This is a genomic window from Azospirillum agricola, assembly GCF_017876095.1.
Taxonomy (GTDB): Bacteria; Pseudomonadota; Alphaproteobacteria; order Azospirillales; family Azospirillaceae; genus Azospirillum; species Azospirillum agricola.
This window is the reverse complement of sequence record NZ_JAGINM010000044.1, coordinates 1-26,102: the sequence shown is the minus strand read 5'-3', so window position 1 is coordinate 26,102 and position 26,102 is coordinate 1. Positions and strand designations below refer to the sequence as shown.

The 26,102-nt window shown below is 65.3% G+C and carries 9 protein-coding genes and 2 pseudogenes; 4 read left to right on the top strand and 7 right to left on the bottom strand.

Annotated elements, in window-relative coordinates:
• Positions 1-90: 90 nt before the first annotated feature.
• The 4 genes and pseudogenes from J2847_RS32885 to J2847_RS35045 all read right to left on the bottom strand — a co-directional run.
• Entirely contained in the window at positions 91-387 is a 297-nt protein-coding gene (locus J2847_RS32885) for a TniQ family protein (protein ID WP_209782945.1), read from the bottom strand.
• Positions 387-1,304, bottom strand: a complete 918-nt coding sequence (locus J2847_RS32880; protein WP_209782944.1) for a TniB family NTP-binding protein — start codon at positions 1,302-1,304, stop codon at positions 387-389. The genes J2847_RS32885 and J2847_RS32880 overlap by 1 nt, the downstream gene beginning before the upstream one ends.
• A gap of 1 nt (position 1,305) precedes the next feature.
• Complete coding sequence (locus tag J2847_RS32875; protein WP_459208601.1) at positions 1,306-2,673, bottom strand: transposase; 1,368 nt, start codon at positions 2,671-2,673, stop codon at positions 1,306-1,308.
• A gap of 27 nt (positions 2,674-2,700) precedes the next feature.
• A pseudogene (locus J2847_RS35045) lies at positions 2,701-2,976 on the bottom strand (helix-turn-helix domain-containing protein); the annotation flags it as partial.
• A 448-nt stretch (positions 2,977-3,424) separates the two neighbouring features.
• On the opposite strand from J2847_RS35045, the gene J2847_RS34735 reads away from it, so the two are divergent.
• The 4 genes and pseudogenes from J2847_RS34735 to J2847_RS32855 all read left to right on the top strand — a co-directional run.
• Positions 3,425-7,855, top strand: a complete 4,431-nt coding sequence (locus tag J2847_RS34735) for a CHAT domain-containing protein (RefSeq protein ID WP_209782942.1) — start codon at positions 3,425-3,427, stop codon at positions 7,853-7,855.
• Positions 7,852-8,250 carry a hypothetical protein gene (locus tag J2847_RS32865; RefSeq protein ID WP_209782941.1) on the top strand — a complete coding sequence of 133 codons (399 nt, stop codon included), beginning with the start codon at positions 7,852-7,854 and terminating at the stop codon, positions 8,248-8,250. The genes J2847_RS34735 and J2847_RS32865 overlap by 4 nt, the downstream gene beginning before the upstream one ends.
• A 942-nt stretch (positions 8,251-9,192) precedes the next feature.
• Positions 9,193-15,294: a hypothetical protein gene (locus J2847_RS32860; RefSeq protein ID WP_209782940.1), complete on the top strand. Its 6,102-nt coding sequence runs from the start codon at positions 9,193-9,195 to the stop codon at positions 15,292-15,294.
• A gap of 165 nt (positions 15,295-15,459) precedes the next feature.
• Positions 15,460-15,609 (top strand): annotated as a pseudogene (locus tag J2847_RS32855) (transposase); the annotation flags it as partial.
• Positions 15,610-15,649: 40 nt separating this feature from the next.
• On the opposite strand, the gene J2847_RS32850 reads toward J2847_RS32855, so the two are convergent.
• From J2847_RS32850 to J2847_RS32840, 3 genes are all read right to left on the bottom strand, one after another.
• On the bottom strand, positions 15,650-15,835 hold the full coding sequence (locus J2847_RS32850; RefSeq protein ID WP_209782939.1) for a hypothetical protein: 186 nt from the start codon (positions 15,833-15,835) through the stop codon (positions 15,650-15,652).
• Between the two features lie 192 nt (positions 15,836-16,027).
• Positions 16,028-18,985, bottom strand: coding sequence for a Tn3 family transposase (locus J2847_RS32845; RefSeq protein WP_209782938.1), 2,958 nt, complete (start codon positions 18,983-18,985; stop codon positions 16,028-16,030).
• A gap of 170 nt (positions 18,986-19,155) precedes the next feature.
• On the bottom strand, positions 19,156-25,926 hold the full coding sequence (locus J2847_RS32840; RefSeq protein ID WP_325169537.1) for a cadherin-like domain-containing protein: 6,771 nt from the start codon (positions 25,924-25,926) through the stop codon (positions 19,156-19,158).
• Positions 25,927-26,102: the final 176 nt, after the last annotated feature.

The following is a 26,102-nucleotide window of genomic DNA, read 5'->3' as shown; positions in this document are numbered from 1 at the left end:
GAAGCCTCATCAGCCATCACGTTTCCACCCAAAGCCGCCTGAACAATGGCCACCTCAGCATCGCACGATTTTCCACCATCTTGACGGACGCTATCCAACGAAAGTGTCGGTGACGACGGTTGGGCCGTCAATCAACAGTGGGCTCCAGCCCTGTATTGTCATTGCCCGAATACGATCGACAGAGACGCCTGTCCGCTCCGAAAGCCTGACCAATACCGCTGCTGGCGGATCAAGGTCGAGTTCATCATCGGCCACCGCCGTCACGCCGAGATCGAACCGCAGAATATCCTTGGCTTGGTAACCGTAGGAGAGCGCCAGCCGGTCAAGCCAGGAAGACAGCGCTTCGCCGGGTAGGGGAACAGGATGGACAGGCCATCGCCCTGCCATCAGGAAATTCTCCGTTCAAAGGCACGCCGACGCTCCGTCGGGGAGTCGTATTTGGCCAGGGTCAGGGTACGGTTGGTAATCGCCTCGGTGCCGCTTTCGATAGCGGCAACCGCTGCGTGCGATAGAAGCCGTGCCATTTCACCGATCGTCCCCTCGGTTCGCTCCAGGATATACCGGGCCATCTCGGGCTGGTGCAACTCCGAGGGCCGGCGCAACGGGTAGACGGCGGCAAAGCTTGCAAGCAATGCCAGGAGTTCCTCGTCCTCCTCCCAGAGTGGCAGGGAAAAGGGTTCGAAGCGGTTCTCCAACTGGTCGTCGCTGCGAATCGCCAGATAGGCGTCTCGCGTACCAACACCAATGATCGGGATGCGCAGTTCATTGCCGAGAAAGCGAATCAGATTAAGGAACTCACGCTGCATCGCCGTGGAGCCGGCCAGCATGTTGTGCAACTCGTCGATCACCAGCATCCGCACCGATGTCGTCCGCATTAGGTGCAACACCAGCGCTTCGAGCTCCGCAACGCGGGCACGGGGGCGTAGCGGCGCATTCAGCGCCGACAAGACCATGTTGTAAAAGCGTGTCAGAGAAGGGTCGGAGGGCATCTGCATCACCAGCACGGGAATGATCTGGTGATCCTGGGTAGGCGTCGATTCCGGCCGATGACGGCGGCGGAACTTCTCGATGATCATCGACTTGCCGTTATTGGTCGGCCCGACAATCAGGAGGTTGGGCATGCGCAGACGTGGTGGGCCAATGAGCATCTCTTCCAATTTTGCTACAGCGGTCTGTGCCCGTGTGTAGCCGATCCAGTGGTCCGCCCGCAGATGAGCCATCCTTTCGGTATCCGGCAGAAGCGCGGTGGTCTGGGCGGCCGGGATAAGATGAGATAAATCCGAAATGGCGACCACATCGTCCATGTCACCACTCCTCGATATCGCTGAACGGCTTTGCCAGAACGAATAGCTGGTGCTCAGCATGTTCCGGTGGTTGAGGGGCCTTCGGCTGCGGTGCATCCTTCAAATGCGCCCGCCGGGCCTGCTCCCGACGGGCAGCGCGGCGGGCGGTCGCCGCTTGATCGGTAATCGCGCGCATTTGCTCAACCGCCCGGAAAATGGCCACCTCATTCACCGCCTCGCGTCCAGCCTTGCGCAGCCGTGCGACCGCTTGACGGTGCTCCCATAGGGTGACAGCGGGGTTCGACAGGGTGCGGTAGGGTATTTCCAGATAGCGATCCTGATCTGGCGCCAGGACCCAAATACGGCTGAGGTCGCGCGGATCACGCCGGATCAGGAACCGATGGCCACGGCCGCGGTCGGCAATCCAGGGAATGAGCGCGTTGCTGAAGTAGGCCACATGATCAATCACGATGCCCTGGCGCTGGATGCGGCGACGGACCACGGGTAGGAAATCGACCAGAAACGCCTTTGGATCACCCACCGGTGATGGTTCACCTGCTTGTTCCATGCCCCGCCGCCAGCGAGCCAGAGGCGGCTCGTCAATGCCGGTGTGAATGGTGTTGTGATAGGGACCGGAAATCGCCAAGGCCAGCCAGCATTCCAATTCGGTCAAGGTCAGGATGGCTTCCTGGTCCGCCTTATACTCGCCGCGTTCTGCAATAGAGGAGAAGGTTGTGCCGGGCAGGTCATGGATCATCATCATGAACGTACCGATGACGCGTTCGACGACCCCACCAAAATGAGGAGCGCCGACCGGCCGGTAGCGGAGGCGTATCCCATGGATATCGCAACCACGGCAGAGGGCTTCGCTGTGAAATTCAGCACCGTTGTCGACATGGACGAGCTTGGGCTTGCCCCGCACCGGCCAGTCAGCATCGACGTTGAGGCGTTCTAGCCAGGAGCGCTTGTCGGTGGCACCATGCGCCAAGCACAGACCGACCGATACGGCGGATGGTGCTTCCAGGGACAGGCAGAGCCCTACAATGGCACGGCTAAACACATCGATGGCGATGGTCAGCCAGGGTCGGCCAATGGGCTGACGTGTGAAGGGGTCGACGACGATGAGGTCGACCGGGGTGTGGTCAATCTGGACGACCTCCAAGGGAGTGTTGGCATCCGGCCCTCGACCGGCGGCAGGTTCCAGGCGCCGCGCAGCATCAATCCCCTCGCGTCGCCGAACCGTCAGTTCGGGACGCAGGCGGGCAATCCGGGCGCGCACGGTGGTGGAAGAAGGTGCCTTGACGCCGGTGACACGACACCGTCGTCCAATCTCCTTGACGATTGTCTCGGCCTTGCGCTTTTGCCGCGATAGATACTGTGTGGCGATCACGTCCGCCACAATCCTCTCCACAGCCTCCGGCAACCGCCCCCGGCCGCGCCCACCATGAGGACGATCTGGGGCTAGGCTGGCTAGAGAGCCGCCACTATCCCGGTAGCGGCGGATCAGCGTGTAGATGGTGCGCCGTGATATTCCCAACTGATCGGCTGCCGTGTCGGCCAGGGCACAGGATACCACGGTCCTTTCGGCCAGCGGTGCAATGACCTCGCCACGCTGTCTGGCCACGGCCCAGGCCGCGTCCGACAGCCCCAACGCACCACTTTCGCTAACCGTGTTTCCACCCGGATCCTCCATGCGAACCCCCGTCAGTGAAGGTCACTTCTGCAGAACCGCTGCCCAGTGAAGCTCACTTTTGATCAAAGCGATTTCAGAAGACAACTGCAAAACCGAGGGAACGCCTTGCTTTCCAGTGCAGCCGACTTCTGAAACTGACACCGCACTCAAGTGTCGCGAAAGCGACCGTTTTTGGCACATCAGCAGACGGGCGTTCCGCGCAAATTCTCGCATCCTGGGCGATCCGGTCATTTTCCTGCTCTGCCCCCGAACTGGCGCGGCAGGGGGATCACCCACCGGGGCAGGAAAGCATCCCGTGGCGTCAACCCAGCGATGGAAACAGTCGAAATCCAATGGCATTTGACCGAACCCCCCGCTAACCTCCCTTCATGGTTGCTATGGTCCATCGGGAAATCCATTTCATCGTGGTGACACCCACCTTGCTCTAGCCTGGAAAATCGGAGGGGTCATGGTGCAGTTGCAGATCCGGTTGACGGACGACGTCCTGCTCTGCCTGGACGGCGCCACCGTTACCCGCAAGCCCCTCGGTTCCGGCGGGCTGGATCGCATGATGGGTTGGACCACCGCCTACGACACGGCGGTACGGACGCGGCAGCCGGACCGTTTGTCGGCGATCGGCCAGGACATCGCCGCGCTTCTCAACGCCGGCGATGGCTGGCTCGATGAGCGCCTGAGGCGGGTCGGTCCGGTGTCTCTGGAAATCCAAGCCGACGACGATCGGGACAAGGGTGCGCAGCTCCTGCTTGAGGTGCCCTGGGAGCTTCTGGCACCCGGCGGACAGTACTTGGCGGCGGACCCCCACCGACTCTTCCTGGTCGCCCGCCGTCTGGGCAAGCCCGAGCCGTTCGACCCGCCCGAGCATGGTGACCTCGCTGTGCTGTTCATGGCGGCCGAGGTCGAGGGTCAGCACGTGCTCGACTACGAACGCGAGGAGGTCGCCTTTCTCGACGCCACCCGCAGTCTGAACGCCCATCTCGCGATCGAGGAGAGCGGCAGCGCGGCGGGCCTTGCCCTGCGCCTGAAGCAAACCCGACGCTGGGAAGCGCTCCACCTCACCGGGCATGGCGATTTGGGCGCGAGCGGCCCTTATCTGGCGCTGGAAACCGAAGAGGGCGCCTGCGACCCGGTCGATGCCGGGCGGCTTTGCGCCTTGCTCGGCAACGAGGAGCGGATGCCCCGGCTGGTCTTCCTGTCTGCCTGCCGCACCGCCGAGCGTCCGGGCAGCGACGCCGCCTGCTTTGTCCAGGCGCTGATTGGCGCTGGCGTCGCCAACGCGGTGGGGTGGGATGGCTCGGTCCAGGATGGCGACGCCATCCGCTTCTCCGAAACCTTCTACGGCGAACTCGCCGGTGGCCGGCCGGTGGTCCACGCGGCGGCATTGGCTCGACGCGCGTTGCTGACGGTCCATGAGACCGTCAGGAAACAGCCGGGTGGAACGGCGGTGGATGGCGCCCATTGGCATCTGGCGCGGGTCTGGCTCGGGCCGCGCGGTGGCGGCGCCCTGTGCGAGCCGGGGAAGCCGACACGACCGGTTCGCCGCAACCAAGCCGACAAGGCCTATCTCGACAAGGCCAAGGGACGGGTGCCGGTGGCGACGGCCGAGCAGTTCGTCGGGCGCCGCCGCGCAATCCAGCAAGCGTTGCGGGCCTGGAGCGCCGGCAGTCCCGGCGTGGTGATCCAGGGGATGGGCAATCTCGGCAAATCGAGCTTGGCCGAGCGGATCGCCAGCCGTTTGGACGGGCACGCGGTCGTGGTGGTGTTCGAACGCTATGACGCCCACACGGTCTTCCGCACCCTGGTCGCCGCGTTGCCCGAGGATGACCAGGCCGCCATCGTGGCGGCGCATGAGACGGCGATCGTCGACAATCCCGCGGCGTTGAAGCTGGCGCTGCAAAAGCTGTTGAAGGGGCCGTTCAGCGGCCATGGCGGCAGCCGGCCGATCCTGCTGATCGTCGACGATCTCGAGCGGATCCTGGCCGCCCCGAAGCCGGGCGAGCGGGCCACCCCGTTCAAGACCCCGGCCGCCGGCGCCGTCATGGGCGCGGTGATCGCCGCCTTCCGCGACGCCGGGCGGGACAGCGCCTCGCGGCTGCTGATCACCAGCCGCTACGAGTTCGCCTTGACCGACGCGCGGGGCGACGATCTGGCCGGGCGCCTCAGCGTGGTTGCGCTGCCGCCGATGGACGAGGCGCAGCGGACCAAGCAGATGCGCACGGCGGCGCGGCTGAACGGGCGGCTGCGCGCGCCCGGCGTCGACCCCGCTCTCGACCGGTTGGAGGAGCGCATCCGCGCGGCGGCCGGCGGCAATCCCGGCTTGCAGGAGATCCTGACCCGGCCCCTGCTGACGGTCCGCGACCGCGCCGCCGGGATGACCGCCGCGACACGGGCGGTGGCGGCGGTGGAGAGCTATCTGGCCAGCGGCCAAAGGCCGGCGGAGGACAGCGCGGCGCAGGAGTTCTTCCAGCGGGTGTCGCTGGAGGCGTTCCGGGCGATGCTGACACCGCCCGAGACGATCCAGCTTCGCGCCGCGACGCTGTTCCCGCTGGCGGTGCCGGTGACGGCGCTGGAGGTGGCGGGGCGTGCCGCCGGCATCGCCGATCCCGGCCCGGCGGTGGAACGGCTCCAGGGGTTGGGGCTGCTCGACCGCTACCGTGGCCCCGGCGACCGGCCCGACGGGGCGGTCAACCCGCTGGCCCGACCGCTGGTGCTGCCGCCCTTGTCTCCGTCGGACAGAACCCTGCTGGCGGCGGCGGTGGTCGAAAACCTGCACGCCGCCTGGTCGGACGACGACGGGCAACTGCCAACAAACATCCAGGCTGCCGCGCTCGCCGACCTTGCGCTGCTGGCCGAAGGCCCGCCGGGCCTCGTGCAGGCGGCGGTGTTGTCGGGCGGGCGTTTCCTGTTCGACATCGCCCACGAGGCGGCGCGGGCGATGGATCTGGTGACGCGGGCCGTCGCTCTGCTCGACCGTGGCGGAGCGGCGCCGATGGCCGCGCTGCTGCGGTTTGGCGCGAAATGCGCCGAACGGCTTGGCCGGGGGGAGGAGCAGGACGGCTTCCTGGCGCGGGCAGCCTCGGCAACGGACGTCGATCCGCATCTTGACGCCATGATTCTGTATGATCGCGGCGTGCGCCTGATCCAGACCGGCCAACCGGAGGAGGCCGAAACCTTGCTACGCGAAGCGTCCGAACGGTTTGAGCGCCTGGGCGACGTGCGCTCGCGCGCGGTGACCATGGGCAAGATCGCCGACATTCTCACCACCCGCGGCAAGACCGACGAGGCCCTGCGCATCCGACGCGAGCAGGAACTCTCCGTTTTTGAGCACCTAAACGACACGCGCGCTTGCGCAGTGACCTTGGCTAAGATCGCCGACATCCTCACCACCCGCGGCGAGGCCGACGAAGCCCTGCGCATCCGACGCGAGGAGGAACTCCCCGTCTATGAGCGCCTGGGCGAGGTACGCGAGCGCGCGGTGACCCTGGATAAGATCGCCGACATCCTCATCACGCGCGGCCAAGCCGACGAGGCACTCCGCCTTTTGAGCGATGAAGTTCTGCCTGCCTTTGAGCGCTTGGCCGACGTGCGCGAGCGCGCAGTGACCCTGGGTAAGATCGCCGACATCCTCACCACCCGCGGCGAGACCGACGAAGCCCTGCGCATCCGACGCGAGGAGGAACTCCCTGTCTATGAGCGCCTGGGAGACGTGCGTTCGTATGCGGTGACCATGAGCCAGATTGCCGACATCCTCACCACCCGCGGCGAGGCCGACGAAGCCCTGCGCATCCGACGCGAGGAGGAACTCCCCGTCTATGAGCGCCTGGGGGACGTCAACGCTCGTGCAGTGACCATGGGCAAGATTGCTGACATCCTCACTACCCGCGGCCAGACCGACGAGGCCCTGCGCATCCGATACGAGGAGGAACTCCCCGTCTATGAGCGCCTGGGAGACGTGCGCTCGCGCGCGCTGACCATGGGCAAGATCGCCGACATCCTCACCACCCGCGGCCAGACCGACGAGGCCCTGCGCATCCGATACGAGGAGGAACTCCCTGTCTATGAGCGCCTGGGAGACGTGCGCTCGCTCGCTGTGACCATGGGCCAGATTGCCGACATCCTCACTACCCGTGGCGAGGCCGACATGGCTCTACGCCTTTTGTACGATGAAGTTCTGCCCGCCTTTGAACGCCTAGGTGACGTGAGTGAGCGTGCGGCGACAATGGGCAGGGTCGCCGACATCCTCACCACCCGCGGCGAGATCGACGAGGTCCTGCGCATCCGACGTGAGGAGCAACTCCCTGTCTACGAGCGCCTGGGAGACGTGCGCTCGTGCGCAGTGACCATGGGTAAGATTGCCGACATTCTCGCCACCAGCGGCCAGACAGATGAAGCCCTGCGCATCCGGCGCGAAGAGGAACTTCCCGTTTATGAGCGCCTGGGCGATGTGCGTGCTCGTGCGGTAACCATGGGCAAGATCGCCAACATCCTCACTACCCACGGCCAGACCGACGAGGCTCTGCGCATCCATCTGGACGAATGCCTCCCAGTGGCCAAACAGACGCAGGACTTAGACACTCTCGCCTACATCTTCTTTTCCTGCGCTAATATCCGCCTTGAGCGCGGTGGGATGCAAAACGGTGAAGGTGCGACGATCGCCGGGGAACTTACCGAGAGCTTCGGCCTCTTCCGCCGGATCGGACAGGTTGAAGGCATCGGCGTGGTCGGCACGCTGTTCGGTCAGTTTCTAGCTGTGGTTGGGCAGATCGAGGAGGCGTTAGTCGTGCTCGACCAGGCCGCCGACGCCTTCACCAAGCTCGGGCAGAGCCAGAGTATCGAGCGCATCCGATCCATCCAGGCCATCATCCGAAAGGCAGCGGAATGAGCATCACCATCACCATCGCCGGACCCAACGCCCCGGCGCTCGCCGCCGAGGTCGAGGCGTTCCTCGCCGACGTCCTCGCCACCCGTGCGGAACGCCTCCCGCCACCGGAAGACCAGACCGTCCAGCGCGGCGATCCGCTCGCCGTCGCCGCGCTGGTGCTGTCGATCCCCAGCGCCGTCGCCGCCACGCTCGACCTCGCCGCCCGCGCCCGGCTGGCCGAGCGGATCGACCGGCTGCTGGACCGTGTGCGCGGCACGGCGGCGCCCACCGACAGCCTGCGCCTGACCAGCGGCGCGGCGCCCGAACTCGACCTGATCACCGCCAAGCGCGACGCGGTGCTCGACCGGCTCGAACAGGCGCCGGACGGAACCGCCAAGGATCCGACCAAGGGGTGAAGGCCACAGGCTCCCCCGGCGCCGGTCGGGGAGCGACGCCGGCCCGACGCGCCCTTGCCGGGCCGCCCCTGGTGAACGACCCGCTCAACCTGTCCGGCCTCACCGTCGCGCGGGTGGTTGAAGACGCGCACCCGTGCCGCATCAAGGATACCCGCAGGGGGGAATGCCAGGGAGATGGGCGATGCCAGAATCCGCACCGTTCCGCGACAACAGGGCCGTCGGCACCCCACCGGCGGCCCGCGTCGTTTCCGGGTCATGGGACGGCCGTTTTCGTCATCACCGGTGGGGACGCGAACGCGCAGCCACGCCCATGTTCGCACCGCGTTCTCAGATCCCGGACAATCTGCGCACTTTCGTGTAGTGACCCCAGGGTGGTACGGCCGAGTTAATGGCTGATGAACATACTTTGGTATGCCACTGCCCTCCTACAAATAGCCCAGTTTGTTGGCCCATTCATCATCAGCGCCGGCGAGGTGGCCATACAGCCGTTTTTGGCGCAGACCTCCGCGCACGCGCGCGTACGAGTCCGCGCCTTCGCATGTCTGCCAAGGTAGGGAGCTCGCCCGAGCATCACGGAACACCGCCGTTATTGGAGAGAGATTGAAGGAAACGATATACGCGCTTTGGTTTACAGATCTCCGTCCAGCCCCTATAAATGGGGCTACCGAACAGACAGCGATGGCGATGGCACCACACGCTCCGCGTCGGTGAGGGACGTTGTTTGACAGCAAATTCAGCAGAAAGCGAAAGTACAGCTACACCGCCGTCGCGATGACCTCGGCAGGGAAGCAGTAGCCAGCGTAACGGGGATCAGGGAACGTCGTCATGATGGCTCTTTACCGACCTGCATCGCCGCGAGCCAGCCTGAACTTGACGGTGCCTATGGACCTGAATCAAGCTTAGTCCGGCCGCAAAACTGTCCGGGCAACGGGGACCACCTTAATGGCCAGGGAAAACTTGGTTCGGCCGAGCCGGGACGGAGATCAATTCCATTATCACTGGGCGGCCCGGCAGTGCCTTGGGTTGCTGCCAAGTGCTTCTGATCTCGTTGCCGTGACGGTGGAGGGAGCATCGTCTCGAGAGACTGGAGATGGCAGAATCGAGGATGGAGAAGACTTTATTGATGTCGGTCTATATTTTGGCAGCGAATCGCTCGATGAAGCAAGACTCGTCCGCTACGTACAGCTGAAGCACTCTACGCGGAGAGCTGACCAGGCATGGACAGCAAGCGGTCTTCAGAAAACCGTTGAAGGCTTTGCCAAACGATACGCCGAGCTTCTGAAGCGATTTGCCAGTGACGATGTGGCGCAGCGATTCCGGTTTGTCTTCACAACCAATAGGCCGATCGAGGTCAAACTCAAGGAGGCGACGGCAGATCTCACGGCTGGCGCAGCGGCGCGTCACCCCGATCTGAGTGACAAACTGGTAAAATTCACCACTTTGAGCGAGGTTGAGGCTGCGCAGTTCTTCAACCTATTCTCGCTGGAAGGCAGTGAGGGTGACCTCTGGGCACAACGGAATCTGCTCAGCCGTGATCTTAATAGCTATCTTCCAGGCGCAGACTATGATGCGCCATTACAGCTGAAGGACTTGGCCACCAGAAAGGCCACCACCGAGTTCTTAAGCAATCCCAGCATTCGCCGGCACGATGTGCTGCTTGCACTAAAAGCGACGGAAGAGCTGCTTCAGCCTGCGCCCTGCCGCATTCCTCCTGCTTCGGATACTCCTCTGACCCGAGAGCAGGAAAGCAAGGTGCGGGAAGCGATTCTCACTGCAGCCGGACCCATCGTGATCCATGCCGACGACAGCATCGGGAAATCGATGTTAGGTGCCCGACTCGCTGCCTCCATGCCGGATGGCTCAGAGGCGGTGCTCTACGACTGCTACGGGAACGGACATTACCGAAACTCCCTCAACTTTCGGCATCGGCATCGCGACGCTTTGGTCCAGATGGCCAACGAGATCGCCACGCGGGGGCTTTGCCATCTACTAATCCCGTCTGCCCATGCTGATGCCAAGCAGTACATGCATGCCTTCCTTCATCGGCTGAAGCAAGCAATAGGCATCCTGCGCGCGAACAAGGCTGGAGCGGTCCTCTGTCTCATAGTTGACTCCGCGGACAACGCCGAAATGGCGGCTGAGGAGCAGAGAGAGGCAGCAAGCTTCGTCCGGGATCTGATCCGGTCCCCTCTGCCGGACGGCGTACGCTTGGCGTTGACCTGCCGGAGCGATCGCCGCGGACTCCTCGAGGCTCCGCCTAACGCGCTTGAGATTGATCTTCGCTCCTCAACAGAAAAGTTTGCGACGCCCGTCTCCCTAGGAACCGCCGCTCCTCTGAAACATGTCACCACTACTCGCCCCGACCTCATCGTGCAGTTCGGTCTGGACGGCACGCCTGTTACCTTTCAGGCAGACATCGGCCGATTCGTCGCAGCCTATCTCGGCAAGATCGGTGAACCCGAGCCATTTGGCGGTCGCCAACGCGAGTTGGTCGTGCTTAACGACTGGCTGGCCGACCCGGACGCTACACGCAATCTCCTCATATGGGCGCCGGCCGGCCGAGGCAAAACTGCGTTGCTGGTGCATTGGCTGAATCAGGTGGCACATCAGCACTGGCACAAGGTCTTCGTCCCCATCAGCGTACGTTTCAGCACGAGTGGCGAATCCGTCTTCCACGAGGCCTTAGCTACGCGGCTTGCGGCGTTGCTCGGGGAGCGGCTTTCCCCACCGGTGGGCGACGCAGCAACGCATTACCGAGACTGGAGCCTGCAACTGCTGCTGCGGGTGAGCGAGCTTGACCGGCCGGTCTTGCTGGTCATAGACGGGCTCGACGAGGCGACCGGCTGGAGTGTATCGGGGGAACGGCTTCTGCCCGCACCGCCGCCGCCCAACGTCCGCATCGTCGCCTCGGCCCGGCTTCAGGTCGATGACGTTGATGCGGAAGGTTGGCGCCGCCGCCTGAGGTGGAAGGGAGGAACCGCCCTCGACATCGAGGTGCGGTCCCTCAACATCGATGGAGTCCGCGAGGCCCTAGAGAGTATGGGGGCGCCGCTGGATCGGCTACCGGAGCCCGACCGAATAGTCCTTGAGTTGCACCGCCTGACGGAGGGCGACCCGCTTCTACTCGGCTATTACGTTAAGGATATGTGGGGCTTGGGGAATACAGCGGCTCGGTTGCGACCAGAAGAACTGGCCAGTCGGGAAAAGGGGTTTGGCCCCTATTTCAAGGATTGGCTTGAGGAACAGAAGCCTGGCTGGTTAGCGATGGACGCACAACTTCCGGTGCTCATCGATACCATCTTGTTGGTGCTGGCTGGTGCACTTGGGCCGCTGCCGCACGCGAATTTGGCGGAACTCGTCCGGCGTCTCGAGAACGAGCGGGCCGTTGTCACGGCGCGCTCGCTTCAGCCGCTCGCACGCTTCATCATGGGCGACCAGGACAGCGGCTATGCGCTGTCGCACCCCAGAATGGCCCAACACCTGCGCCGCGACCACTTCCGCGACCCGGTCCTGATCGCGCGTGCCGATCGCGCCTTTATCGATTGGGGACTGGAGATCGTGGCGGCGGTAAACGGGGGTTGTTGCACGCCGGAATCGGTCTCGCGATACTTATCACGGCATCTGTCAGAGCATCTGATGGCCGGCAAAGCTGCCCCAGAGGAGTTCATGATGCTGGTCGAGGATGGTTGGAGGCGAGCATGGCTGGCATACGAAGGCGGTGAGGGAGGGTTTGCTCGCGATGTTCAGCGTGCTTATGCCGTGTTGGTTGCAGGACCAGGTCAGGCCAGGTACGCCTGGGGTTGGCGTATCCGCTGTCAACTTGTACAGAGTTCTATCCTGAGCGTTGGCCGGAATGTTCCTCCGAAGCTACTTACTCGAGGTGTCGGAGAGGGACTGATCTCGGCAATCCAGGCTCTGCACACGCTCCAGTTTTGGCGGAGCAATCTTCAAGCCAAGGCATTAGCGGAATTGGCGCCACGCCTGCCGGAGGGGCTGCTGGCCGAAGCGCTCGACGCCGCCCGGGGGGTCGGCGACGATGCGGCGCGTGCCGCGGTACTGGTGGAGCTAGCGCGGCTTCTGCCGGAACAAGGACGGGCGCCGGTGCTAGCCGAAGCGCTCGACGCCGCCTGGGGGATCGGCGACGATGCGGCGCGTGCCGCGGTGCAGGGGGAGCTAGCGCGGCTTCTGCCGGAACAAGGACGGGCACCGGTGCTGGCCAAGGCGCTCGACGCCGCCCGGCGCATCGCCGCCGACCAGCCGCGGGCCGAAGCGTTGGCGGGGCTGGCGCAGCAACTGCCGGAGATACTGCTGGCCAAGGCGCTCGACGCCGCCCGGGCCATCCACAACGACCGGGCGCGGGCCCAAGCGCTGGCGGGGCTGGCGCGGCACCTGCCGGAGGCACTGCTGGCCGAGGCGCTCGACACCGCCCGGGCCATCCGCGACAATTGGGTGCGGGCCGGGGCGCTGGCGGGTCTGGTGCCGCACCTGCCGAAAGGGGGACAGGCACCGGTGCTGGCCGAGGCACTCGATGCCGCTCGAGGCGTCGGCCACAATTGGATGCGGGCAGAAGCGTTGGCGGGGTTGGCGCCGCTCCTGCCGGAAGGGGGACGGGCAACGGTGCTGGCTGAGGCACTCGACGCCGCCTGTGGCATCGGCCACGACTGGACGCGCGTCAAGGCGCTGACGGCGCTCGCACCGCACCTTTCAGAGGCACTGCTGGCCGAGGCACTCACCGTCGCCCGGGCCATCCGTGACGACCGAGTGCGGGCCGAGGCGCTGGTTGGGCTGGCGCCGCTTCTGGCGGAAGGAGGGCAGGCGCCGGTGTTGGCCGAGGCGCTCGCTGGCGCTCGGGCCATCCGCGACGACCGAGTACGGGCCGAGGCGCTGGCGGGGCTGGCGTCGCTTCTGGCGGAAGGAGGGCGGGCACCGGTGTTGGCCGAAGCGCTCGACGCCGCTCGGGCCATCCGCGACGACCGAGTACGGGCCGAGGCGCTGGCGGGGCTGGCGCCGCTTCTGGCGGAAGGGGGGCGGGCACCGGTGTTGGCCGAGGCACTCGATGCCGCCCGGGCCATCCGCGACGACCGGGTGCGGGCCGAAGCGCTAGCGGGGCTGGCGCCGCACCTTTCAGAGACGCTGCTAGCTGAGGCGCTCGCCGTTGCCCGGGCCATCCGCGACGACCGGGTGCGGGTCGAGGCGCTGGCTGGGCTGGCGCCGCGCCTGCCGGAGGCGCTGCTAGCCGAAGCGCTCGCTGCCGCCCGAGGCATTCGCGACGACCGAGTCCGGGCTGAAGCGCTGGCGGAGTTGGCGCCGCACCTGCCGAAGGCGCTGCTGGCCGTGGCGCTCGCCGCCGTCAGGGCTGTCTGCGACGACCGGGTGCGAGTTGAAGCATTAGCGGGGCTGGCGCGGCTTCTACCGGAAGGAGGGCGGGCGCCGGTGCTGGCCGAGGCGCTCGATGCCGCCCGGGCCATCCGTGACGACCGAGTGCGGGCCAAGACGTTGGTGGGGTTGGCGCAGCTTCTACCGGAAGGAGGGCAGGCATCGGTGTTGGCCGAGGCGCTCGCCGCTGCCCAGGCCATCCGCGACGACCGGGTGCGAGCCAAGGCGCTGGCGGGGCTGGTGCCGTACCTGCCGGACGAACTGTTGGACAAGGCACTCGACGCCGCCCGGGGCATCAGCGACAATCAGGTGCGAGTTGAATTGCTTACAGGGCTGGCGCAGCTTTTGCCGGAAGGAGGGCAGACGCCGGTGCTGGTCGAAGCGCTCGAAGCCGCCCGGGCCATCCGCGACGACCGAGTGCGGGCCGAGGCGCTGGCGGGGCTGGCGCCGCACCTGCCGGAGGCGCTGCTGGCCGAGGTGCTCGAGGCCGCCCGGGACATCCGCGACAACCAAGTGCGAGTTGAATTGCTGACAGGGCTGGCGCGGCTTCTACCGGAAGGAGGGCAGGCACCGGTGCTGGCCGAGGCGCTCGAGGCCGCCCGGGACATCCGCGACAACCAAGTAAGAGTTGAATCGCTGGCGGGGCTGGCGCCGCTTCTGGCGGAAGGACGGCGGGTACCGGTGCTGGCCGAGGCGCTCGAAGCTGCCCGGGCCATCCGCGACCACGAGGCTCGGGCCGAGGCAATGAAGGAGCTGGCGCCACGCCTGCCGGAAGCGCTGCTGGTCGAGGCGCTCGACGTCGCCCGGGCCATCCGCGACGACGAGGCGCTGGCGAGGCTTGCGCTGCTTCTGCCGGAAGAAGGGCGGGTAGCGATGCTGGCCGAAGCTCTCGAAGCCGTTCAGGGCATCCGGGACGATGGGACCCGGGCCGAGGCACTGGCAGGGCTAGGGTCGCACTTGGCGGAGGCGCTGGTGACCGAAGCGCTCGACGCCGCCCGGGCCATCCGCAACGACCGAGTGCGGGCCGAGGCGCTAGCGGGGCTGGCGCGGCTTTTGTCGGAAGGAGGGCAGGTCCCGGTGCTGGTCGAAGCGCTCGAAGCCGCCCGGGCCATCCGCGACCACGAGGCTCGGGCCGAGGTGCTGGCGGGGCTGGCGCGGCTTTTGTCGGAAGGAGGGCGGGTACCGGTGCTGACCGAAGCGCTCGACGCCGCCCGGGCCATCCGCAACGACCGAGTGCGGGCCGAGGCGCTAGCGGGCCTGGTGCGGCTTCTACCGGAAGGAGGGCAGGCACCGGTGCTAGCCGAGGCGCTCAACGCCGCCCGAGCCATCCGCGACAACCGGGTGCGAGGTGAATGGCTGCTGGGGCTGGGGCTGCTTCTGCCGGTGGAAGGGCGGGCGCCGGTGCTAGCCGAAGCGCTCGACGCCGCCCAGGCCATCCGCGACCACGAGGCTCGGGCCGAGGCGCTGGCGGAACTAGCGCCGCACCTACCGGAGGCGCTGCTGGCCGAGGCGCTCGCTAGTCTCGTACAAGACATTGGGCGGAATCTCAGAAATCAGGCTTTTAAGAGTTTGATTCCTTTATTCGCACATTTCAAGGCGCTTGAAGGTCATGAATGCCTAAGGGAGATACACCGGTCCATCACTGACGTGGTGGCGTGGTATCCATAGGTGTTACTGGGATAAGCCAATATTCCAGGAGATTTTCCAATATGGCCCGTCAAAGTTCTAATTTCCCAGGATTGCACCCCGAATCGGGGCCGGCGCATTTGAGGTGGCCCTAGGAATTCGGACAGGGTGATAAGCTGGTCCCTCGCAGTGGAGAGACGGGTTGTTATGGGGATAGTCACGCGGAAGCGTTACACATCGGCCTTCAAGGCGAAGGTCGCGCTGGAGGCGATCAAAGGGGAGCACACGCTGGCGGAGTTGTCGGCGAAGCATGGGATCCATCAGACGATGATCGCGGCCTGGAAGCGGCAGGCGATCGTACGCATCCGGTGAGTGACGCGGATGCGGATCGAAGCGTTCAGCGTCCCGTTCGGTGGATTTGGATCAGCTCCTTGAGGTTCTCGATGCCATCCTCGGTCAGAGCATAGAACCACTGCTCGCCTGGGCCGAACACGGTCAGGCAACCGTCTTCTGGCTCCAGCTCGATGGCGATGTCGATCAGCCATTCGACGTCCTCGCCGAGGATCTCGGCGACGCGCTCCATGGTCGCATTGGAATCACATGGCCTGGGCCAGGGCGCTGCTGGCCGACCGGCCTCCGGTCACGGGGAACCACCACGTTTCGCGCTTTCCGTCGGTCGGCCCCTTCCATTACCGGCCCGTGGCGGCCAATAGAGGAGAGCGCGATAGGTGTTAGGTAAACAACGCTAAGGTAGAACGAATAGAGAATATGGTCTTCAGGCGACGCGGCGTTGGCGTTCAAGATTCAGTGGTCGTCGCCCAACTGGGGCGGATGCTGCCCGCTCCCATAGGAAATCGCTCGACAGGCCGATATGCTCCCAGCCGACTGGTGATGTGTGGGCCAGCAGTTCATCGGACACCGCCTCGCCCTTCGCGCGAAGGTGCGCGATGGCGTCTGGCATGTAGGTGGAATTCCAGTAAACGATGGCAGCGATGAGAAGATTGAGTCCCGAAGCGCGGTATTCCTGGGTTTCCGCGCCGCGGTCGGCAATCCGACCCTGCCTGAATGTGCAGATCGCTTGGGCCAGGGCGTGACGCTGCTCGCCCTTGTTCAGCCCGGCATGGCAACGCCGTCTCAGCTCCGGGCTTTCCAACCAGTCGAGCATGAAGAATGTGCGTTCGATCCGGCCAAGCTCCTGAAGGGCGAGATCGAGCTGGTTCTGCCGCTCGTAAGCCGCCAGCTTCTTCAGCATGGTGGACGGGGCGACGGCGCCGGTTTTCAGCGAGGCGACCAACCGCACCACCTCGTCCCAGTGCTCACGGATGACATCAACCTTGATCCGTCGGCCGAGAAGCGGCAGCAGCTCCTTGTAGGATCCGGGAGGTTCGATGCTGGCGAGCTTTCGGTCGGGAAAATCGCGCAGCCGGGGACAGAAGCGGAAGCCGAGCAGGGTGCAGAGAATGAAAACATGGTCCGAGACGCCCCCGGTATCCACGTAATGGGTGTCAATTTTCAGGCTGGTGCCGTGATGCAGTAGCCCGTCGAGCACGTAGGGCGCCTCGTGGGTCGCGGCCGAAATGACTTGGACATGGTAGGGGCCATGCTGATCGGAGACATGGGTGTAGAAGCTGAAACCGGGATCGACGCCGTAGCGGGCGTTCACCTCGCCGGCGACGTTTCCCCGCTTGCCTGAGCGGAAGAACTGCCCGTCCGACGAGGACGTCGTGCCGCCTCCCCACAGGGTGGCGATCGGCAGGCGGTGCTGAGCGTCGATGATCCGGGCCAAGGCCGCCTGATAGGTTTCGGGGCGGATGTAGGCATCGGCGGTCCACACCAGCTGGTCGCGCGTTATGCCTTGGCTGGCGTCCGCCATGCGCGCCAAACCAAGGTTGGTGCCATCGGCCAGGATGGCAGCGAGCAGCGCGTTCTCGTTGGCGCAGGATTCGCCGGTGCGCAGGTTCGTGAACGCCGCCGCAAAGCCTGTCGCGCGGTTGACCTCGTGGAGCAGTTCGGTGATGCGCACACGCGGCAGCAGAGCGTCGAGCCGGGCGGCCAAAGCGGTTGCCTCTGCCGGCGTGGCCGCCTTCACCGGCGTGATGTGCAACCGCTCGTCGCGCAGTTCGGCACCGTCGAGCTGATTGCGCCGGAGCCGTTGCGTGAAACGCTTCAAACGCTCGTCGAGTTCCCGGCCGCGTGCGGCCAACCACGCGTCGGCCGTGTCGGGCAGGCCCAGTTCCGACACCACCGGGGGCACCGCCGCAGTCGGCAGCAGATAGCTGTCGAAACGGCGATAGCTGGAGGAACGTTCGACCCAGACATCGCCGGAACGGAGCTTGTTGCGCAGGGTGGCCAGCACCGCCATCTCGTACAGCCGGCGATTGGGTGTGCCGCTTTCGACGACCAGCCGCCGCCACTCCTTGCGAAAGGGCATCGGTGCATCCGACGGGACATCGCGTTTGCCGGACTGGTTGAGATCGCGCAGCAGCGTTACCGCCGCGAGCAGCGGGTCGTTGTCCCTGGCCGCTTTGAAGGTGAGGGCTTCGAGAAGGGCCGGGACGAACTTCCGGATCGTGATGTAGCGGTCGGCGGCACGGACAAGGGGATTCTCCTCCGCCAGATCGGCGAGGCCGGCCACCTCGGGCCGGGCGCGCAACAGCTTTGCCCACCCCACGGTCTCGTCGATGACGGCGAAGGCGTCGCGGTCACTGTCCTGGGCCGCACCGAGCGCCTCGATCGTGTCGTGGAATAGCCGCATCAGGCGGCCGACATCGCGCGTCGTGGCGGCGTAGGTCTTCTCCTTGGCATGCTTGCCCCGCGTGAAGGCCCCGCCGATCAGCCGGTCGGCCATGTCGAGCACAGCATCGGTCAGCCGGGATTCCAGGTCGAACAGCACGGCGACCAGGGTCGCACGCCGCCGATGGGCGGTGTAGCGGCCGAGCAGATAGGCGGGCGACGCTTGTCCCTCCCGGACGAACTGGCGGAACCGGATTTCGGGAAGGCGCGACGCGAGGTCGGACGGGATCCCGACGGCACGGACGGCCTGAAGCTTGCTGAGCAGGTCGCGGATGTGCCCGGCCTTTGGTGCGCTCGGCATCGTCTTCAACCAGGCGAGAGGAGTTCCGCCGAGGTCAGGATCGACCACCGGCAGACGGTCGAGTTCGGCCAGTTGCTCGTCGGTGAGGCCGGCAACCAGAGCGTCCGCCGCCCGCTTGCGGGCACGGGCACGCCCGGCGGTGCCCGTGCGCTCGATCACCGCCAAGGCGGGCAGGATGAACTTTTCGGAGCGGAGCGCGGCGACGATGGCGGTGACGATCACTCCCGGCTTGTGCGCGGTCCAGGCGGCTTGGGCGGCGGCTTCGATCATGAAGGGAAGGTCGGCATCGGTCGACGGGCGCAGCCCGAGCATCGAGGCGAGTTGCCGGGCATGGTCGGTCATCGTCTGATGCCGACGGGCGTAATCGGCGAACAGGTGCGCCGGCACATCGATCTGGGCAGCGATCCAGGCGATCAGCGGGTCGATTGGTTCCTCGACCTGGGCAAGCGCACGGCCGGACTGACGGAGCAACGCCAACTGCACGGCGAAACCGAGCCGGTTGGTGTTGCCCCGCCGCGTCAGAACCAGGTCGTGGTCCGAAGGGGTGAGCGTGAATTGACGCGCCAGAGCATCCCGATCAGCGGGAACACCGAACAATTGCCGGAGTTCGTCCTCGGTCAGCAAACGATGTCGCGGCACGCCGTTCCCCTCTCCAGCCCCGATCCTGGCGTTGGACGCCGATCCGATCGCGGGAAAGGGTTATGAACGAGCGGAAAGCGTTTTGTCACGAAACCGCGCTGCCCGACTGTCCGCTTTGCCACCCTTTCACGGACAGCCACCTCGAGAACGGAGACGTGGCCACACCGACCTCAGGCCGCCCCCACCACCCAGATGTCGCCGGCCGACAGCGAGCGGACGTTTAGCAGGGCAAAGGTGGTGGCCGCCATCGCGCCGTTGCCGTCGGGATCGTAGGACAACGCTCCCGTCGCGGTGTTGAACACGAAGCGGTCATCGGCATCGATGGGTGCGTTCAGTGCAAAGTGTCCGGTATCAAGCTGGCCAACCGGCAAGTTACCAAAGACATTTGCCATCACTTCGATCCGATCCATTCCGGTCTGAAAATCAGTGATGGTGTCCGGATACTGTCCCGGTGCGGTGAATAGAAACGCATCGGCCCCCGCTCCACCTGTCAAGCTATCCGTTCCTGAGGAGCCAAACAATGTATCGTTGCCGGCCGTCCCAACATAGTTCCCGGGCAACGTCGGATTCGCCGTATATGTCCGCATAGCAACCTCATAGTCGCTGGCGTTGGGCGTGCTGTAGTCGGGGCGATCCCAGACGGCAACAAATCCACCATCCGGCCGGGCAGCGAACTGTGGCCGTCCGGCATCCCCATCGACGGCACTGCTGATCTGGAATTGATCGGCCATCGCTGTCCCGTCGGCCCGATATTGCCGCCCATAGAGAGCCCATCCGCCCGAAGCGCGACCACCCCACCCCACTTGGAAGCCACCATTGGCAAGACCGGTGACTGTTGGCTGATATTGATCACCGGATACAACCTGATTGATCAGCTTCTCAGAACCACGCTTGCTTCCGTCAGCGTTGTAGAGCTGGCCGTAGATCCCACCACCACTGCCGTCCTGACCTGCCGACTGCCACACCACAACCCACCCGCCATCGGACAAGGCCGACACGGCGGCCCCGTTCTGATCACCAGCCGTGTAGCTGTTGACAATCGTCTCGCCACCGATCGGTTGCCCGTCTTGCCCATATTGACGCTGATACACACCGTAGCCGCTGCCGTCTTGACCTGCCGCCTCCCACGTCACAATCCAGCCACCGCTCCTCAAACCTATGACTTGACTGGTCACTTGGGACCCGGCCGTGGTGGTGTTTATCCTTGTCTCTCCACCTACGGCTTCACCATTGGCGGCATAACGCTGCTGATAGACCTCCCACGCACCGCCCGATATCTGATCATAAGACGACCATGTCACGACCCAGCCACCGTCATTCAAAGCAGCCGTCTTCACATACTCCTGATCGGACGGAAGATACGTATTCACACGATTTTCCGATCCAACCTTCACGCCATTCGCATCGTAGCGCTGCTGGAAAACCTCCATCGGCTGAAGATTGGCCAACCTGCCCTGCCAAGTGATGACGAAGCCACCATCAGCCAGAGCGGCAATGGAGGGACGCCCCTGGTCGTAAGGCGTTGTCGTATTGACGGTGAAGGCCGATCCGATCGGGTTGCCTTGCGCGTCATAGCGTCGTGCGATCACGTCGGATCCGGCATAGAGATAGGCAGACGACCAAGCCACCACACTGCTGCCATCGGCCAGAACCGCGACAGATATCAATTCAACGGGCAAGGCACCTGCAACCTTGCTCTGTACCCCTGCGTTCAACGTATTTCCTGCCAACAGGGAGGTCATGCGGCTGTCGGCCCAAGAACTCCATTGCTGACCGTCGAAGCCCCGCACGCGGACAACGTCCGTCCCGGTTCCCGCTCCGGCATTCCAACGCACCCGATCAAGATCAGAGGCTGAAACCGCAATGTTCTGGTTCGTCGCCTGTCTGACGTTGTCAAGGGTAAGAAAGCCGGTCGTCGCACCATCCGTGGTATCGATGAACTCATAGGCCGTGAATTGCTGCAATCCGGCGGCAGTCCAACGGTCCCCTTGCGGATGCGAGGAGTCAAACAAGGCTGTGGATGCGACACTGGTACCACAAGTCGTCAAACCATCATGACCCAAAAGAAGCGGCTGCGCCGTATTGGCGGTGAAGGCACGGGTCATCAACTCGTAGTCGTTTGTGGTCGCCGTGGTGAGGTCGGGTTGAACCCAGGCCACGACGAAGCCTCCGTCCTTGCGCGCAGCGACCTCGGGATAGCCGGCATCACCGGCAATCGCATCACTAACCTGGAACTGTCCGGCAATCCTGGTTCCATCGGCAAGAAAGCGCTGCGCGTACAGTCCCCAACCAGAACCGCTGGGGGACGCACTTCCCCAGCTCACAAGAAAACCACCATCGGCAAGTCCTGTAACGGCCGGCTGGTACTGGTCCATATAAACGACTTGTTCAACGAGCAACTCTCCTCCACGGCGGCTTCCATCCGCATTGAAGATCTGCCCATACACGCCAAGTCCGCTGCCATCCTGCCCAGGCGACTGCCAAACGACCACCCAGCCACCGTCTTCCAGAGCCGAAAGCACGGAATAGGTTTGATCTCCAGCCGTGGTGGTGTTGATGCGAACCTCTCCCCCCACCGGCGCACCATTCACGGCATAACGCTGCTGATACATTCCGCTGCCACTGCCATCCTGCGCCCCTCGCGATTCCCACGTCACCACCCAACCACCGTCTTTCAAAGACACCACTTGGCTGAGGGCCTGCAAATCAGCCGTCGTGGTGTTGACGAGCGTCTCGCCGCCAACCGTCTGGCCGTCTGCGGCATAACGCTGCTGATAAATGTCCGCCACACCGCCCGCCGGATGATCATAGCCGGTCCACGTAACGACCCACCCGCCATCCGCCAAGGCCGCCGTCGTCGTGTACTGTTCATGGCTTGCCGTGAAGCTGTTGACGCGGGTTTCCGTGCCGACCTTGTTGCCACCAGCGTCATAGCGTTGCTGGAAGACATCCATTGGACCGAGATCGGAGAGCCGCCCCTCCCATACAATGACGAATCCACCGTCGGCCAAGGGGGTAACCGAGGGGCGGCCCTGGTCGTACGCCGTGGCTGTATTGACCATGAAAGCACTCCCCATGGCGTTGCCCTGGGGATCGTAGCGGCGTGCGATGACATCCGAACCGGCCCAGACATAATTGGACGACCATGCGAGGACGCTGCTTCCGTCGGCCAGAATCGCCAACGTTATCCACTCGACCGGCAACCCGCCCGCCACGCGAATCTGTGGGTGGGCTTCCAGGCTCGTCGGTGTTCCGGTTGCCGGCGAGGGCGGTGGTGCCGCGACATCGACCACGGCGGTCGCCGTCGCCGTTCCACCATGGCCGTCGGACACCGTGTATTCGAAGCCCGCTGCTCCGCTGAAGCCAAGTGTCGGCGTGAACACCACCCGTCCCTGGGCGTCGATCGCCACGCTCCCATGACGGGCATTGCCCACCGACTGGACGGACAGGGTGTCCTGCGCATCGGGATCGCTGTCGTTGGCCAGCAGGAGCGACGAGGCAAGCACCAGGGGAACCCCGAGCGTCGTGCTGAAGCTGTCCGCCACCGCCACCGGCGCGTCATTCCGTCCCTGCACGGTGACGCTCAGCGTCTGCGCCGTGCTGGCCGTTCCGTCGCTCACGCCATAGCCGAAGGTCAGCGTGGCGCTCTGGCCGACGCCAAGGTCGTTGAACTGAGCCGGGTCGATGGTCAGCGAGCCCCCCGTCCGGGTGAAGGCTACCGCCCGCCCACCGGTCTGAGTGAAGCTGGTCACCGACAGCGTATCGTCCTGGTCAAGGTCGCTGGCCCCTTGCAGCAGATTCACCACCAGCGGCGCGGCGTCCTCGTGGGTCTCAGCGTTCACCGGGCCGCCCACCACCGGCGCATCGTTGCGGCCGGCCACCGTCACCGACAGCGTCCGAGAACTGGCGTCCGTGCCATCCGACACACCGTAGGCAAAGGTCAGTGTGGTGCTCTGCCCCGCCGCCAACCAGCCGAATTGGCCCGGGTCCAGCGTCAGCACCCCGTTCGCCTGCGACACCGCCGCCGCCGGCCCGCCGGTCTGGCTCAGCCCGGCCACCGACAGCGCGCCGCCCTCGAAGTCCCAGGCGCCCTGCAGCAGGTCGATCGACAGCGGTCCGGCGTCCTCGTCGGTCACGGCATTCAGGTCGCCCGGCAGCAGTGGTGCGTTGTTGGCGTCCAGCCGCAGTAGCGCGTCGGCGAACTGCGCCCACTCCACACCCTGCAACCGATCGGTGCCTTCACCGCTCGTGGTCGCCTGGATCAGCCAGTCCGAGCCGGACCGGCTCGCGACGTAGTCGCGCACGTTGCCGATGAAGACCGCCGTGTCGCTGCCGGCCCCGCCGACCAACGTGTCGTTGCCGCCGCGGCCCTCCAGCACATCGTTGCCCGAGCCCCCCTCGAGCCGGTTGGCGCCACCGTCGCCACGCAGCGTGTCGTTGCCCGAGCCGCCGGTCAGATGCTCGATCGATAGCAGCACGTCGCCCGCCGCGTCGCCGACGCTGCCCGTTCCGGCCAGCAGGTCCACCGCCACCGCGGCACCGGAGGAGAGGTAGCTCGCGGTGTCGCTGCCCGAGCCACCATCCAGCGTGTCCGCCCCGGCCCCGCCGATCAGCGTGTCGTTGCCGGCTCCGCCCGACAGAAGATCATTACCCGCCCCGCCGTCCAGCCGGTTGGCGGTGCCGTCGCCCGACAGGGTGTCCGCAAAGCCCGAGCCGGTCAGGTTCTCGATCGATAGCAGCAGGTCGCCCGCCGCCTCGCCCGCTGTGCCGGTTCCGCTGGCCAGATCGACCACCACGCCCGCCGCCGCCGCCGCGTAGCTCGCCGTGTCGGTGCCGGTTCCTCCGTCCAGCGTGTCGGCCCCGAACCCGCCGACCAGCGTGTCGTTGCCGGCGTAGCCCGACAGGCTGTCGTCGCCGCCGGCCCCGGTCAGACGGTTGTCCAGCGCGTTGCCGCCGCCGCTGAACGGACCCGTCCCGCTGTAGGTCAACAGCTCGACGTTGGCGCCCAGCGTGTAGCTCGACAGGCTGGTGCGCACCTCGTCGCTGCCCTGGCCGGCCAGTTCCGTCACCACGTCGCCGGCATCGTCGACGATGTAGACATCATTGCCCGCTCCGCCGGCCATGCTGTCGGCGCCCAGCCCACCATCCAGAATGTTGGCCCCGCCGTTGCCGGTCAGCGCATTGTCCAGGTCATTGCCGGTGGCGTTGATCCCCGCAGAGCCGGTCAGCGTCAGGTTCTCGATGTTGACTCCCAGGGTCCAGGACACCGAAGCGTTCACCGTGTCGATGCCTTCATCGGCCAGTTCGACGACGACGTCGCCGGCGTTGTCGACGACGTAGAGGTCGTTGCCGACGCCGCCGACCAGCGTGTCGGCTCCACCGCCGCCGTTGAGCGTGTCGTCGCCGTCCAGCCCGGTCAGCCGGTTGGCGGCGCCGTTGCCGGTCAGCGCGTTGTTCGCCGCGTTGCCGGTACCGTCGATGGCGGCCGAGCCGGTCAGGGTGAGGTTCTCGAAATCCGCCAGCAGCGTGTGATTGATCGAACTCTGCACCGTGTCGGTGCCTTCACCGGGCAATTCGATCAGCACGTCGCCGACGTTGTCGATGACATAGGTGTCGTTGCCGCTGCCACCGATCAGCGTATCGGCCCCAGCCCCGCCGTTCAGCGTGTCGTTGCCGTCCAGGCCGATCAGAACATTGTCCGCCGTCGTGCCGGTCAGGCTGTTGTTGATGTCGTTGCCGGTGCCGGCGATTGCCGCACCGGTCAGCACCAGCGCCTCGAGGTTAGCGCCCAGCACGTAGTCGATGGCGCTGCGCACCGTGTCGCTGCCCTCGCCGGCCAACTCGACCACCAGGTCGCCGGCCTCGTCGACGATGTAGAGGTCGTTGCTATCGCCGCCGATCAGCGTGTCGGCACCCAGGCCACCATCGAGCGTATCGTTGCCGGACCCGCCGTCGAGGAGGTCGGCTCCGGCTCCGCCGTCCAGTGAATCGTTGCCGGCGGCTCCCGCCAGAGTGTCGTCGCCCGCCCCGCCACGGAGCGTGTCGTTGCCGGCGCTGCCGGTGCCGGCGAAATCGCCCGTGCCTGTGTAGGTCAGCACCTCGACGTTCGGCGCCAGGGTGAAGGCGGACAGCGAGGTCCGCACCTCGTCGATGCCCTCATCAGCGTTCTCGATCACGATGTCGCCCGCGTCATCGATCAGGTAGAGATCGTTGCCGGCGCCGCCAACCAGCGTGTCGAGACCGAGACCGCCGGCCAGCGTGTCGTTGCCAGCACCTCCTTGGATGCGGTTGTCGAGATCGTTGCCGGTGCCGGCGAAGGCGCTGCTGCCGGTAAAGGTCAGGATCTCGACGTTGTCGCCCAGCGCGTAGGCGGCCAGCGTGGTGCGAACCTCGTCGGTGCCGTCGTCCGGCAACTCCACCAGCATGTCACTGGCGTTGTCGACACTGTCGATGAGGTAGACGTCATTGCCGCTGCCACCGACCAGCGTGTCGGCTCCGGCTCCGCCGTCGAGCGTGTCGTTGCCCGCCCCGCCGATCAGGCTGTCGGCATCAGCCCCGCCGGTGATCCGGTTGTCGAGCGCATTGCCGACGCCGGTGAAGGACGCAACACCCGTGTAGGTCAGGGTTTCGACATGGTCGGGCAGGACGAAGGCGGCGAGGTCGGTCCGCACTTCATCGGTGCCCTCATCGGCCGCCTCGATGATCTGGTCGAGAGGATTGGCGATCAGGTACACGTCGTCACCGGCGCCACCCGCCAGCGTGTCGCCAAGCGGAGCGGTGGCTTCGCTGCCGATCAGCGTGTCGTTGCCGGGACCACCGTTCAGGCTGTCGGCTCCGAGCGAGCCGTCGAGATGATCGCCACCGTCCAGCCCGTCGAGTGTGTCCGCACCGATGCTTCCCAGCAGCGTATCGTCTCCCGACGTTCCGATGATGATCGCCATCCCCAAGCCCTCTCCAGTGGTTCTCCGTTCCGCCTTGCCCCCAAGGCGAGCAATGATTTGCATATCACCGTACGTAAGGGTGTGATACCGCCTCTCCTATGAAATGACCTTCTGGAGCCAAGGCGGGAAGCAGAGGGATTTGATGCGGCCGGTTTCGGCGATGAGCGCGTTCCAGG

Bases quoted from the DNA above. Each gene is read 5' to 3' on its own strand.
- J2847_RS32885 (WP_209782945.1), bottom strand. From the start codon at position 387: ATGGCAGGGCGATGGCCTGTCCATCCTGTTCCCCTACCCGGCGAAGCG.
- J2847_RS32880 (WP_209782944.1), bottom strand. From the start codon at position 1,304: ATGGACGATGTGGTCGCCATTTCGGATTTATCTCATCTTATCCCGGCC.
- J2847_RS34735 (WP_209782942.1), top strand. From the start codon at position 3,425: ATGGTGCAGTTGCAGATCCGGTTGACGGACGACGTCCTGCTCTGCCTG.
- J2847_RS32865 (WP_209782941.1), top strand. From the start codon at position 7,852: ATGAGCATCACCATCACCATCGCCGGACCCAACGCCCCGGCGCTCGCC.
- J2847_RS32860 (WP_209782940.1), top strand. From the start codon at position 9,193: ATGGCCAGGGAAAACTTGGTTCGGCCGAGCCGGGACGGAGATCAATTC.
- J2847_RS32850 (WP_209782939.1), bottom strand. From the start codon at position 15,835: ATGGAGCGCGTCGCCGAGATCCTCGGCGAGGACGTCGAATGGCTGATC.
- J2847_RS32840 (WP_325169537.1), bottom strand. From the start codon at position 25,926: ATGGCGATCATCATCGGAACGTCGGGAGACGATACGCTGCTGGGAAGC.